The 12,771-nt window shown below is 69.5% G+C and carries 14 protein-coding genes and 1 pseudogene; 9 read left to right on the top strand and 6 right to left on the bottom strand.

Features of this window, described 5'->3' with window-relative positions:
- Positions 1 to 97: 97 nt before the first annotated feature.
- The 3 genes from HC028_RS22535 to crcB are packed head-to-tail and all read left to right on the top strand — an operon-like array spanning position 98 to position 1,319.
- Positions 98 to 598: a fluoride efflux transporter FluC gene (locus tag HC028_RS22535; protein ID WP_239075598.1), complete on the top strand. Its 501-nt coding sequence runs from the start codon at positions 98 to 100 to the stop codon at positions 596 to 598.
- Positions 598 to 954, top strand: coding sequence for a DUF190 domain-containing protein (locus HC028_RS22540; RefSeq protein WP_203981449.1), 357 nt, complete (start codon positions 598 to 600; stop codon positions 952 to 954). The genes HC028_RS22535 and HC028_RS22540 overlap by 1 nt, the downstream gene beginning before the upstream one ends.
- Complete coding sequence (crcB, locus tag HC028_RS22545; RefSeq protein ID WP_168079392.1) at positions 951 to 1,319, top strand: fluoride efflux transporter CrcB; 369 nt, start codon at positions 951 to 953, stop codon at positions 1,317 to 1,319. Before HC028_RS22540 ends, crcB begins: the two co-directional genes overlap by 4 nt.
- A 31-nt stretch (positions 1,320 to 1,350) precedes the next feature.
- Here crcB and HC028_RS22550 read toward each other — a convergent pair whose 3' ends face one another.
- Complete coding sequence (locus tag HC028_RS22550) at positions 1,351 to 1,641, bottom strand: VOC family protein (protein ID WP_168079393.1); 291 nt, start codon at positions 1,639 to 1,641, stop codon at positions 1,351 to 1,353.
- Between the two features lie 105 nt (positions 1,642 to 1,746).
- Here HC028_RS22550 and HC028_RS22555 point away from each other — a divergent pair, with 105 nt between their 5' ends.
- From HC028_RS22555 to HC028_RS22565, 3 genes are read left to right on the top strand one after another with little or no spacing between them, the layout of a single operon-like run.
- Positions 1,747 to 2,166 (top strand): hypothetical protein, encoded by a 420-nt coding sequence (locus HC028_RS22555; protein WP_168079394.1) that lies wholly within the window; start codon positions 1,747 to 1,749, stop codon positions 2,164 to 2,166.
- Complete coding sequence (locus HC028_RS22560) at positions 2,166 to 2,399, top strand: helix-turn-helix transcriptional regulator (protein WP_168079395.1); 234 nt, start codon at positions 2,166 to 2,168, stop codon at positions 2,397 to 2,399. The genes HC028_RS22555 and HC028_RS22560 overlap by 1 nt, the downstream gene beginning before the upstream one ends.
- Entirely contained in the window at positions 2,396 to 3,364 is a 969-nt protein-coding gene (locus HC028_RS22565) for an NAD(P)-dependent alcohol dehydrogenase (RefSeq protein WP_168079396.1), read from the top strand. Before HC028_RS22560 ends, HC028_RS22565 begins: the two co-directional genes overlap by 4 nt.
- A 223-nt stretch (positions 3,365 to 3,587) precedes the next feature.
- On the opposite strand, the pseudogene HC028_RS22570 reads toward HC028_RS22565, so the two are convergent.
- The 4 genes and pseudogenes from HC028_RS22570 to HC028_RS22585 form a co-directional block, all read right to left on the bottom strand.
- Positions 3,588 to 4,343: pseudogene (locus HC028_RS22570) on the bottom strand (GH12 family glycosyl hydrolase domain-containing protein); the annotation flags it as partial.
- 179 nt (positions 4,344 to 4,522) lie between these two features.
- Positions 4,523 to 5,545 carry an aspartate-semialdehyde dehydrogenase gene (locus HC028_RS22575; RefSeq protein ID WP_168079398.1) on the bottom strand — a complete coding sequence of 341 codons (1,023 nt, stop codon included), beginning with the start codon at positions 5,543 to 5,545 and terminating at the stop codon, positions 4,523 to 4,525.
- A 158-nt stretch (positions 5,546 to 5,703) separates the two neighbouring features.
- Positions 5,704 to 6,507 carry an ABC transporter permease gene (locus tag HC028_RS22580; protein WP_168079399.1) on the bottom strand — a complete coding sequence of 268 codons (804 nt, stop codon included), beginning with the start codon at positions 6,505 to 6,507 and terminating at the stop codon, positions 5,704 to 5,706.
- Positions 6,504 to 7,538: an ATP-binding cassette domain-containing protein gene (locus HC028_RS22585; RefSeq protein ID WP_168079400.1), complete on the bottom strand. Its 1,035-nt coding sequence runs from the start codon at positions 7,536 to 7,538 to the stop codon at positions 6,504 to 6,506. Before HC028_RS22585 ends, HC028_RS22580 begins: the two co-directional genes overlap by 4 nt.
- A 178-nt stretch (positions 7,539 to 7,716) precedes the next feature.
- Between HC028_RS22585 and HC028_RS22590 the strand changes: the two genes are divergently transcribed.
- Complete coding sequence (locus HC028_RS22590; RefSeq protein ID WP_373313978.1) at positions 7,717 to 9,468, top strand: substrate-binding domain-containing protein; 1,752 nt, start codon at positions 7,717 to 7,719, stop codon at positions 9,466 to 9,468.
- 3 nt (positions 9,469 to 9,471) lie between these two features.
- On the opposite strand, the gene HC028_RS22595 is transcribed toward HC028_RS22590, so the two are convergent.
- Positions 9,472 to 10,035 (bottom strand): gluconokinase, encoded by a 564-nt coding sequence (locus tag HC028_RS22595; RefSeq protein ID WP_168079402.1) that lies wholly within the window; start codon positions 10,033 to 10,035, stop codon positions 9,472 to 9,474.
- Between the two features lie 142 nt (positions 10,036 to 10,177).
- Between HC028_RS22595 and gndA the strand changes: the two genes are divergently transcribed.
- Both gndA and HC028_RS22605 read left to right on the top strand, forming a co-directional pair.
- Positions 10,178 to 11,608 (top strand): NADP-dependent phosphogluconate dehydrogenase, encoded by a 1,431-nt coding sequence (gene gndA / locus HC028_RS22600; RefSeq protein ID WP_168079403.1) that lies wholly within the window; start codon positions 10,178 to 10,180, stop codon positions 11,606 to 11,608.
- 217 nt (positions 11,609 to 11,825) lie between these two features.
- The gene (locus HC028_RS22605; protein ID WP_168079404.1) at positions 11,826 to 12,503 is read left to right on the top strand and encodes a BON domain-containing protein; all 678 of its coding nucleotides are present in this window, start codon (positions 11,826 to 11,828) and stop codon (positions 12,501 to 12,503) included.
- The last annotated feature ends 268 nt before the right edge of the window (positions 12,504 to 12,771 follow it).

Here is a 12,771-nt window from a genome sequence, read left to right on the forward strand (position 1 = left end):
GGTGGGCGCCGTCCTGCGGCGGCTACCCACCCCACGCGGCTTGATCGGATCGGCGGTCGCGACCGGGGCGTCACCTCCCGGCACCTACGATGTGGCCGTGGCCGACATTCCTGCCGATATCGGTTCCGACGGACCGGTCGGGGCCGGCTCGCCGTTCGCCGCCGCCCGCCGGCCGCCCGCCGGAGTGCCGTGGGCGGTGCTCGGCGCGGTCGCCGCGGGCGGAGCGGTCGGGGCGCTCGCCCGGTACGCACTGGGCGTCGCCCTGCCGACCCGCGCGCCTGGGTTCCCGTGGACCACTCTGCTCGTCAACGTGTCCGGCTGCCTGCTCATGGGCGTACTGATGGTGCTGGTCAGCGACGTCTGGACCGGTCGCCGGCTGCTGCGCCCGTTTCTGGGCACCGGCCTGCTCGGCGGGTACACCACCTTCTCCACGTACATCGTCGACGCCCAGCATCTGATGCTTGCGGGGGCTGTCGGCACGGCCCTGGCGTACCTGGTCGCGACGGTGCTGAGCGCGCTCGCCGCGGTCCATGCCGGTATGGGCGTGGCGCATGCTGTCGTCAACCGTGCCCGCACCCGCCGATCGGAGGAGGCCTGATGAAACTCGAAGGCTCCGCGCTCCGCCTGACGATCTTCGTCGGAGAGGACGACCGGTGGCACCACAGGCCGGTGTACACCGAGATCGTGCACCGTGCCCACCGGGCCGGGCTTGCCGGCGCCAGCGTCATCCGGGGCATCGAGGGCTACGGGGCGTCCTCGCGCATCCACACCAACCGGCTGCTGTCGCTGTCGGAGGAACTCCCGGTGGCGATCATCATCGTCGACGCCGAGGAGCGGATCCGGGCGTTCCTGCCCGAGCTTGATGAGCTGGTGTCCGAAGGCCTGGTCATCATCGACCCCGTCGAGGTGATCCGCTACGGGGGCCGGGACGCGGCTGGGCGGAACGCGCCGTGACGCCGCTGCTCGTGGCGCTCGGCGCCGCAGTGGGGGCCCCGCTGCGCTACCTGGTCGACCGTGCGATTCAGGGCCGGCACGATTCGCTGTTTCCCTGGGGAACGTTCGCGGTCAACGTCGTGGGCTCGTTCCTGCTCGGCCTGCTCGCCGCAGCGGCGCTGCACACCTCGGCGCCGATCATGGCGCTGCTGGGCACGGGGCTGTGCGGCGCGCTGACGACGTATTCGACCTTCGGGTACGAGACGGTCCGGCTGCTGCGGGGCCGGGCGCGGTTGCTCGCGGTGCTCAACGTCGTCGCGAGCATCGTGGCCGGGCTGGGGGCAGCCGCTGCCGGGGTCGCTCTCGTCCGGCTGCTGACCGGCTGAGCGCCGTGGTGCGGGCTGAGCGCCGAAGCCCCTAGGAGATGCAGAATTCGTTGCCCTCCGGGTCGGCGACCGTGACCCGGCTGTGCGGACCCTGCTGGCCGCGGTGCAGGATCTTCGCGCCGCGCGAGGTCAGCCGCTCCAGCTCGGCATCGACGTTCTCCGCGCCCACCCACAGGTCCAGATGGTAGGGGCACCCACCGACAACATTTGGAAAGTGGAGCCCGGCCGGCGGTGGCCACGCCGACCGGGCTCCACTTCGGTCGCTTCCCCACGACCGGCGCGGCAACCCCCCAGTCGGCCGCGCACCGTCCATCGTACACATGTGCTATGTCGGCAGTGCTGGGCAGGGCTGTGTAAAACTTTATTGACATCATGTCGAACCTGCTTTACCTTCGACATGTCAAGTTTGTTTTACATGGGGGCAGTGATGTCATTCGACGAGAAGCGGGCGTGGATCCAGGCGGTGGTCGCCATCTGCGCGTACGGCGTCTATGTGGCCCTTGTCCTAGGGCGGGCGGGGCAGACCCCGCTGGCTGAAGTCCACTACGTCAGCACGCTGCTGTGGACGGTCGGTGCGGCGATCGTGGCGGGGATCGTCCTGCACATCGTGGCCGGCATGGTGCTGCCGGGCGGCACCGGCAAGGACCAGCGCGACCGGGAGATCAATCGGTTCGGTGACCACGTCGGGCAGTCGCTCGTCGTCGTCGGTGCGGTCGGCGCGCTGCTCATGAGCTTGGCCGAACTGCCGTACTTCTGGATCGCGAACGCGCTCTACCTCGCGTTCGTCCTGTCCGCTGTGCTCGGATCGGTGGCGAAGATCGTCGCGTATCGCCGGGGCTTCCAGTGATGGCGAAGGCGACCCGGGTCACCAACGAGATCCGGACGCTGCGCTTCACCCACGGCGAGATGACCCAGGCCGAACTCGCCGACCGGATCGGCGTGACCAGGCAGACCGTGATCGCCATCGAGCAGGGCCGCTACTCGCCGTCCCTGGAGATGGCGTTCCGCATCGCGCGGGTCTTCGGCGTGCCGCTGAACGACGTGTTTCAGTACACCGAGGACGAAGGGGAAGCCCGATGAAGGCGGTCATTCGGGACCGGTACGGGTCGGAGGACGTCCTGCGCTGCGAGGACGTCCCCGCGCCCACCGCGAAGGACGGGGAGGTGCTGGTCCGGATCCACGCGGCAGGCGTCGACCAGGGTGTGTGGCACCTGATGACCGGCCTGCCGTACCTCGGCCGGGTCGCCTTCGGCCTACGGCGGCCGAGGGGACTGGTCCTCGGGATGGATCTCGCCGGCCGGGTCGAGGCGGTGGGTGTGGGCGTGACCCGCTTCCGCCCCGGCGACGAGGTGTTCGGCAGCTACGCCGGCGCGTACGCGGAGTACGCGTGCGGCCCGCAGGAGCGGTTCGCGCCGAAGCCCGCCGGGCTGACGTTCGAGCAGGCGGCGGCCGTGCCGATCTCGGCGGTCACGGCCCTGCAGGGCCTGCGCGGCGCCGGCCGGGTCCAGCCGGGCCAGGCGGTGCTGGTGATCGGCGCGGGTGGCGGTGTGGGCTCGTTCGCCGTGCAGCTTGCCAAGGTCTTCGGTGCCCACGTCACCGCGGTGTGCAGCGGCGGCAAGGCGGACCTGGTGCGCTCGATCGGCGCGGACGATGTCATCGACTACACCCGCCTGGACATCACCGACGGCGGTCGGCGGTACGACGTCATCCTGGACGTGGCCGGCAACCGCCCGCTCCGGCAGTTGCGTCGCGCGCTCGCGCCGCAGGGCACCCTCGTCGTCGCGGGCGGCGAAGGCGGCGGACCGTGGCTCGGCGGGGTGGACCGGCAACTGCGTGCCCAACTGCTCTCGCCGTTCGTCCGCCAGAACCTGCGCGCTCTGATGTCTCGCCAGCGCCTCGACGACCTGCTGCTGGTGCGTGACCTGCTCGAGTCGGGCGCCATCACGCCGGTGGTCGACCGGGTGTACGCGCTGAGCGAGGTGCCCGAGGCGATCCGGTACCTGCGCAGCGGCCACGCCCGCGGCAAGGTCGTCATCGCGGTCTGAGGACCCGTCGATGATCGTCATCCCGGCCGCGCTCACCCGAAACGTCCTCGGGGCCAGGGGTACTCAGGGTGAGCGCTGGCCGACCTGCCGGCGCTGTCGGAGGTGTGGACCGCAGAGGACGGCGGGGTGCCGGATGGTCGGGCTCTCGACGTTGCCATGCGACTCCTGCCCCGTCTTTCCTGAGTGGGGCGGCCGGCGAACCGGCCGCCCCACTCAGGGATCATCCGTTCACCCTGGCGGAGAACGAGGTCACCGCGAGCCCGGCACCACCGACCCACGGCTCGAACCCGGCCTGGATGCTCGTCAGGTACCACGCGTCGGTGAGGTGGCCGCGGGCACGCACGTCGTCGATGAACTCCAGGACGCTGAAGCGCCAACTCGTGATCGGGGAGGGCGCGACGTACGAGACGACGCCGTTGGTGCCGTTGCTACCCGTCCAGACCTCCCAGGTACGGCCGCCGATGCTCGTGGTCCCCACGATCGAACCGACCGGCTGGATGGAGCCCTGCCGGTTGAACCAGATCATGATTTCCTGCTGGTTCACCCCGTCGGTTCTCGGTGTCGGGTCCAGCCAGATGTCGTATGCGGCGTCGAAGACGCCGCCGTAGGTGTACGAGAAGTCGATACTGCTCGTCGCGCTGGTGATCTGGTGGAGCCGGATCGGCAGGTTGGTGCCGGGGGAGCAGTTCGTGTAGTGGCAGCCGAGGTAGATGGCCGGGTACGAAGCCGGCGCACCGTTGGTGGGCTTGCTGTGGTCGGCCGTCGTGATGGTGAAGCCGCGGGAGGTCGCGGTGATGCACTGCGGGGTGTCGGCGCCCCAGACGTTGTTCATCACGACGTACCGGTTCTGGACGGTCGACGAGCCGAACTTGTCACAGATCTCGGGGTAGGCGGCAGCGACCGCTGAGCCCATGGTTGCGACCGTAGTGCCGGCGAGGACTAGGACGAGGGCCCCGACGGCATGAAGTAGGCGTTTCATCGCGCTCCTTAATGGATCTCCGTAGAGAGGGGTCGGGAGCGCTCCCACCAAAAGGCTACAACGTATTTACATATATGACTAGCTGGCTAACGCGGCAGTGGCCCCAAACGCCGCGATCTTGGGCATCTGCGCCGGCTACAGCCGGCGCAGATGCCCAAGATCGCGAGGACGGGTGTGGGTCAGAGTGAAGCGGCGACGAGCTCCGCGATCTGTACGGCGTTGAGGGCCGCACCCTTGCGCAGGTTGTCGCCGGAGCAGAACAGGGCCAGGCCGTGCTCGACGGTCTCGTCGACCCGGATCCGGCCGACGTAGGTCGGGTCCTGTCCGGCGGCCTGCTGGGGCGTGGGGATGTCCGAGAGGACGACGCCGGGCGCGCCGTTGAGCAGCTCGCGGGCCCGCTGCGGGGTGATCGGCCGGGCGAACCGCGCGTTGATCTGCAGGGAGTGGCCGGTGAAGACGGGCACCCGCACGCAGGTGCCGGAGACCTTCAGGTTCGGGATTTCGAGGATCTTGCGGCTCTCGTTGCGGAGCTTCTTCTCCTCGTCGGTCTCCTCGGCGCCGTCGTCCACGATCGAGCCGGCCAACGGCAGCACGTTGAACGCGATCGGCGCGGCGAACTTCTGCGGCGCCGGGAACTCCACGGCCGAGCCGCTGAACGTCAGCTCAGTGGCCCGGTCGGCGACCTTGCGGGTCTGCTCGGCGAGCTCGCTCACGCCGGCCAGGCCGGCACCGGACACCGCCTGGTAGGTGGACACGATGAGGCTCACCAGCTCGGCCTCGGTGTGCAGCGGCCGCAGGACCGGCATCGCGGCCATGGTGGTGCAGTTGGGGTTGGCGATGATGCCCTTGGGGCGGACGGCGATCGCGTGCGGGTTGACCTCGGAGACGACCAGCGGCACCTCGGGGTCCATCCGCCAGGCCGAGGAGTTGTCGATCACCACGGCGCCGGTGGCCGCGACGCGCGGCGCGAGCTCCTTGGAGGTCGCCCCACCCGCGGAGAACAGCACGATGTCGAGGCCCGAGTAGTCGGCGGTGGCCGCGTCCTCGACGGTCACCTCACCGTCCTGCCAGGGCACGGTCCGCCCGGCTGAGCGGGCCGACGCGAACAGCCGCAGCTGGGTGACCGGGAACTTGCGCTCAGCCAGGATCTGGCGCATGACGCCGCCGACCTGGCCGGTGGCTCCGACGATGCCGATTCTCATGCAGCGAGGTTACCCAGGTCACGGGCGGTCCGCAGCCTCGTATCCCGCAATACGGATGCGATGATCACCACCGTTGGTGTGACGGTCGACACGGTCGGCGACGGTTGGGGTGGCGGTGACCATCCCTGGGGACGACCACCGCCACCCCGAACTGTCGGTCAGCGGGTGGATACCCGCCGGTACTTGGCGATGGCCAGCGGCATGAAAACGGCGACGATCGCGACCGACCACAGTGCCGCCAGCAGGACCGGATGCTGGGCCGGGAAGCCGCTGCCCCGGGCCAGCCCCTCTGGAGCGTTACCCCACAGATCCCGCAATCCCAGCACGATGGAGCTGATCGGATTCCAGTCGGCCACCGGCTGCAGCCAGGACGGCAGCGTGTCGGTGGGGATGAAGGCGTTGGACAGGAACGTCATCGGGAACAGCCAGATGAAGCCGGCCGACTGGGCGACCTCGACACTGCGGGCGGCGAGCCCGATCACCGCGGCGATCCAGCTCATCGCGTACCCGAAGAGGAAGAGCACCCCGAACCCGGCGAGCGCGCCCAGTATGCCGGTATGAATACGCCAGCCCACCAGCAGGCCGCACAGCCCCATGACGACGACGACCAGCAGGTTGTTGAGCAGGTCCGACGTCGTGCGGCCGATCAGAACCGCGGCCCGCGACATCGGCAGCGACCGGAAGCGGTCGACGATGCCCTTGGTCAGGTCGTCGGCGAGTCCGATGGCCGTCAGTGACGAGCCGAACGCGACCGTCTGGGTGAAGATCCCAGCCATCAGGTACTCCTTGTAATTCACCCCCGGAACCTTGATGGCGCCGCCGAAGACGTACGCGAACAGCAGCACGAACATGATCGGTTGGATCGTCGAGAAGATCAGCAGATCCGGTACTCGTTTGATCTTGATCAGGTTCCGCTTGGTCACGATCCAGCCGTCGTGAAGCGCCCCGGCCACCTGGCTCATCGCACTCCTTCAGTCTCATCGCGGCCGGTCTTGCCGCGCCCCGTCCGCTGTCGGCTGCCTGTCGCCGAGCCGCTCGCCTTCGTCTCGTCCTCCTCGGCCGCCTGGCCGGTGAGCGTGAGGAAGACGTCGTCGAGGGTGGCCCGCCGGATGCCGATGTCCAGCGGCTCGATGCCGGCGGCGTCCAGCAGTCGGGCCACGTCGAGCAGCGTCCGGGTGCCGCTGCCCGCCGGCGCGCCGACCCGCCGGGTCAGGTGGTCGGCGTCGGGCACCTCACCGCAGACTTTCTCCACCGCCGCGCGTACCGCCTCGAACTCCGAGTCGAGCGCGACCGTGATCTCCAGCCGCTCGCCGGCCACCTGGCGCTTGAGCTCGTTCGCGGTACCCCGGGCGATGGCCCGCCCGTGGTCGATCACGACGATCTCGTCGGCGAGTTGGTCGGCCTCCTCCAGGTACTGCGTGGTGAGCAGGAGTGTCGAGCCGGAGCGCACCCGTTCGTTGATGACGTCCCACATGCCCAGCCGGCTGCGTGGATCGAGGCCGGTGGTCGGTTCGTCGAGAAAGATGACCGGCGGTGAGGTGATCAGTGCGGCGGCCAGGTCCAGGCGCCGTCGCATACCGCCGGAATAGGTCTTGACCGTGCGTTTTGCCGCGTCGGCGAGCTCGAAGCGCTCCAACAGCTCGTGCGCGCGCCGCCGGGCCGTTGCCTTGCCGAGCTGGTACAGCCGGCCGATCATCTCGAGGTTCTCGTAGCCGGTCAGGTTGTCGTCGACCGCCGCGTACTGCCCGGACAGGCCGATGACCTGCCGGACGCGTTGGGGATGGGCGAGTACGTCGATGCCGGCAACGCTGACCCGACCGGCGTCGGGGCGCAGCAGTGTTGCCAGGATCCGCACACAGGTCGTTTTGCCCGCACCGTTGGGGCCGAGCAGCCCGAGCACGGTGCCTTCGGAAACTTTGAGGTCGAGGTGGTCGAGCGCCCGTATCGATCCGTAGGTCTTGACGAGTCCTTCGGCCACGATCGCGTCTGCCATGCCGACAAGGTACCGGCGGGGCCCGACAGTGGCAGCCGAGTTTCCGTTTGAGGTAGTTGGCACCGCGGTGGATCAAATTCCGGCCGTACATATTAGAGTGTTGGCCAGCCGCGTTACATCGACAACCTTGAACGGGGTTCATAGTGGACGCTGCGAGTTTGCGGAGTAACGGGTAGTGGTGGGCGGTCGTCATCGCCCCCTGCGTCATGGCAGCGGCGGCCGAGTCGCAGCCGGTGGGCTGAGCATCGCAGCCGCCGGCGTGGCCGTGCTCGTGGTCCTCACCGGAAGCTGGGGTGTCTACCGCGCGCTGACCCAAACCCGGTGCGGGCAACGGATAACGGTGTCGGTCGCGGCCACCTCGGAGATCGCGCCCGCCATCCGCGCGACGACAGCCGAGGCGTCCGACGCCGAACTGCGCCTCGCCGACAAATGCGTGTCCGTGGACGTGGTCGCCGCCGATTCGGCCGACGTCGCCGCGGCCGTCGCCAGCCACCACCAGTCGTCGCTCGGCGGGCTGGGGAAGGCCAGCGGCAAGACGAAGGTTCCCGACGTCTGGATTCCCGACTCGTCGATGTGGCTTTCGCGGCTGCGGTCCGGGGGCCCGGGCTGGGTGCCCGACGACGCTCCCTCGGTGGCGAGCAGCCCTGTCGTGTTGGCGCTACCCGAGCCGGTGGCGAAGACGCTCGGCTGGCCCAACAAGAGGTTCACCTGGAACGACCTGTTCCCCCGGCTCACCTCCGACACCAGACTCCGTACCGGGATCGTCGAGCCCAGCCGGGACGCGGCGGGGTTGTCCGGGCTGCTGGCCCTGGCTGGCACGGGCGACGTCGCCGCCGGATCGACCGGCCGGCAGACGACGATCGGGGCGCTGCGCTCGCTCGCCACCGGCCGGGCGACCCTGCGGGAGGAGCTCGTCTCCCGCTTCCCGCCATCGATCGACGTCACCACTCTCGCCAAGAGCCTCAGCGCCGCGCCGCTGACGGAGCAAACGGTCATCACGTACAACGCCCGACAGCCGGTGGCTCCGTTGGCCGCACTGTACGTGGACCCCGCACCGGTGCCGCTGGACTATCCGTTCGCCGTCATGCCGGGTACCTCGGTGGACAAGGCGACCGCGGCCGGCGCCGTGCTGGGACTGCTCGCCGGCGACGCGTACCGCAATCGGCTCGCCGCCGTCGGCCTGCGTGGCGACGATGGCGGCATCGGCGCCGGTTTCGCCGCTCCGAAGGGGGCGCCCACCCTGACCGCACCGGTCACCGTCGCCCCCGATCCGGGCCGGGTCGACACCGTCCTCGCCACCTGGTCGGCGGTCACCTCGCCGGGCCGGATGCTCGCGGTCATCGACGTCTCCGGCTCGATGCTCCAGCCGGTGCCCACAGCCGGTGGTGCGACGAGGGAGCAGGTGACGGTGGAGGCCGCCCAGCGCGGTCTCGCGCTGTTCGACGACAACTGGGCGGCCGGTCTGTGGATCTTCTCCACCCAGCTCGCCGGGGACGCTGACTTCCAGCAGTTGGTACCCGTGGGTCCACTGGCCGATCAGCGCCGGCAACTGCTCAACGCTCTGGGTGGCATCACGCCGAAGCGGGACGGCGGCACCGGGCTTTACGACACGACACTGGCGGCGTACCGGGCGGTAAAGGCCGGTTGGGATCCGAGCCGGGTCAACTCGGTCGTGATCATGACGGACGGCAAGAACGACGACGAGGTCGGGCTGTCTCTCAACCAGTTGCTCGAAGAGCTGAAGAAGGCCGTCGACCCGGCGCGCCCGATCGAGATCATCGCGATCGGCATCGGCAACGACGTCAGCGAGGTCGAACTGAGGCGGATCACCGACACGACCGGTGGCGGCACGTTCATCGCGCCCGATCCCGGCAAGATCGGCGACATCTTCCTGAAGGCGATCGCCCTGCGTACGAGCGTGAAGCGCTAGGCGTCAGTACTCCAGGGGCTCGGCCGGTAGTTGGAGCCCGTCGAGAATCGTGTCGACGACCTCGGCGGGCGTACCCCGTACCGGCACCGTGAAGACGCCCTCGCCGGGGGTGGGCGGTTCGAGGTCGGCGAACTGGCTGTCGAGCATGCTGGGGGCGAAGAAGTGTCCGTGCCGGCGGACGAGGCGGTTCGCGATCAGCTCGGGGCTGCCGTCGAGGAAAACCGGCCGCACCTCCGGGCGTCCCTGGCGGAGCATGTCCCGATAGGCCCGTTTAAGTGCTGATGAGGTGACGACGGCCGGCCGGTGCGCGGCCCGCTGCTCGTCGATCCACCGGCCGATCGCTTCCAGCCAGGGCTTGCGGTCGGAGTCGGTGAGCGGGTGCCCCGCGGCCATCTTCTCCACGTTGCAGCGCGGGTGGAAGTCGTCTGCTTCGGCGTACCGCCAGCCCAGGCGGCCGGCGAGCATCGAGCCCACCGTCGTCTTGCCACTGCCGGAGACGCCGGTGATCAGAATGATCGGCGGGTTGCCCCGTTCGTTGGATTCCTCTTCGCCGGATCCCGCGGACATATCCGTGAAGGTAGCTCGCGTTCGGACCGCGCGCACCCAGTACAGACTCCGAAATCTGAGATGCGGCGGGCTCGGGCGACCGGGTATCGCCTGGCCGGGGGTACCGTCGGCACGATCGGTGGCTGACGAAGGGAAGAGCACCATGGCGGACAGGGCACAGATCGGCGTGACCGGCCTCGCGGTGATGGGTCGAAACCTGGCGCGCAACCTGGCCAGGCACGGACACACGGTGGCCGTTCACAACCGGTCCTACGAGCGGACGAAAGCCCTGATCGAGGAGTTCGGCCACGAGGGCACGTTCCTACCCGCCGAGACCCCTGAGCAGTTCGTGGCGTCGCTGGAGCGCCCTCGGCGCGTGGTCATCATGGTCAAGGCCGGCGCGCCGACCGACGCGGTGATCGAGGAGTTCGCGCCGCTGCTCGAGCCGGGTGACATGATCATCGACGCCGGCAACGCCCACTTCGCCGACACCCGCAGGCGCGAGGCGGCGCTGCGCGAGCGCGGCCTGCACTTCGTCGGCACCGGCGTCTCCGGCGGTGAGGAGGGCGCGCTGAACGGGCCGAGCATCATGCCGGGCGGATCGCCCGAGTCGTACGAGGCGCTGGGCCCCCTGCTGGAGGACATCTCGGCGAAGGTCGACGGCACCCCCTGCTGCACCTACGTCGGCCCGGACGGCGCCGGCCACTTCGTCAAGATGGTCCACAACGGCATCGAGTACTCCGACATGCAGCTCATCGCGGAGGCGTACGACCTGCTGCGGCACGCCGGCGGGATGGAGCCGGCGCAGATCGCCGAGGTCTTCCGGCGGTGGAACACCGGCCGGCTGGAGTCGTACCTCATCGAGATCACGTCCGAGGTGCTCGCGCACACCGACGCGGCGACCGGCCAGCCGTTCGTCGACATGGTGGTCGACCAGGCCGAGCAGAAGGGCACCGGGCGCTGGACCGTACAGATCGCGCTCGACCTGGGCGTGCCGGTGACCGGCATCGCCGAGGCGACCTTCGCCCGGTCCCTGTCCGGCAGCCCCGACCTGCGCGCCGCCGCCCGTAACCTGCCGGGCCCGCGGGCGAGCAAGGTCGGTGACGTGGACACCCTCGTCGCGGACGTCGAGCAGGCGCTGTACGCGTCGAAGATCGTCGCGTACGCGCAGGGCTTCAACCAGATCCAGGCCGGCAGCGCCGAGTACGGGTGGAACATCAACCCGGGCGCGATGGCGACGATCTGGCGCGGCGGCTGCATCATCCGGGCGAAGTTCCTCGACCGCATCCGCGCCGCGTACGACGCCGACCCCAACCTCCCCACGCTGCTGGTCGACGACTACTTCCAGCAGGCCGTGGCCGGAGCGCAGGACTCCTGGCGCCGCGTGGTCACCACCGCCGCCCAGTTGGGTATCCCCGCGCCGGGCTTCTCGACCGCGCTGGCGTACTACGACGGGCTGCGGGCGCAGCGGCTGCCGGCCGCCCTGGTTCAGGGGCAGCGGGACTTCTTCGGCGCGCACACCTACCGGCGGGTCGACCGCGACGGCTCGTTCCACACGCTGTGGGCGGGTGACCGCCGGGAGGTCGCCGGCTGAGCGAGCGGGGAGCTTGGATCCGCACCCAGGATCCGCGCAATGTGGCACTTATTGCTGCTTCCAGCGTGGCGGAGGCAGCAATGTGTGCATCATTGCGCGGATCCTGACGCGCGGGGTCCGGGGTCCGGGGTCCGGGGCCGCGGGGCCGTGAGCGAGACCGTGCCCTTCACCCTGGCCGGGCGATTCGATGTCACCCCCCACGGGCGGGTAATGGCGGATGACCGCCGCAGCAGAGGCGCGGGCGGACGGGCAGATCCAGCTCGACGTGATCGAGGAGCTGAACTGGGATGCCCGGGTGCAGCCCCACCAGATCGGCGTGATCGTCAGAGACGGGGTGGTGACGCTCACCGGCTGGGTCGACAACTACGCCAAGAAATGGGTCGCCGAGCGGATCGCCCACCACGTACGCGGGGTGAAGGCGGTCGCCAACGACATCGAGGTGCGGCTGCCGAGCTCGGCCGAGCGTACCGACGCCGAGATCGCCGCGGCGGTGGCCCACACGCTGGAGTGGGACGCGTTCGTTCCGATCGAGAACCTTGAGGTGACCGTCTCCAAAGGCTGGGTCATCCTCCGGGGCGAGGTCGCGTGGGAGTACGAGCGGCGAGCGGCCGAGCGGGCGGTGCGCCGGCTGTCCGGTGTCCGGGGCGTCACCAACCTCATCACCGTGCGACCGCGGGTCACGTCCTCACTCGAGGATCTCAAGCAGCGCATCGAACACGCCCTGGTCCGCAGCGCCGCGACGGACGCTCACTCGATCGACGTCGAGGTGACGGGCGACAAGGTCATCCTTACCGGGTCGGTGCGCTCGTTCGCCGAGCGGGAGGAGGCGGAGCGGGTCGCCTGGTCCGCACCTGGGGTCAGCACCGTGGAAAACCACATCACCGTCGTACCCTGAAGCGCCCTACCCGCACTGCCACCCCGGCACCGCCACCCGGCACCGCCACCCGGCACCGCCACCCAGCACCGCCACCCGGCACCGCCACCCAGCACCGCCACCCGGCACCGCCACCCGGCCGGTGGACAGCACGGAGAGTTACGGCGGTGGCTCGGTCGGACATATGCAAATTTACCTTTCTCGTAGCTGAATTTTTGGCCTGGGTCGCCCGTGATGGCTTCGGGGAGGCATGCGAGTGCCTTGCTCGCACATTACTGTGCGTACCTGT

This window comes from Planosporangium flavigriseum, assembly GCF_011947225.1.
Taxonomy (GTDB): domain Bacteria; phylum Actinomycetota; class Actinomycetes; order Mycobacteriales; family Micromonosporaceae; genus Planosporangium; species Planosporangium flavigriseum.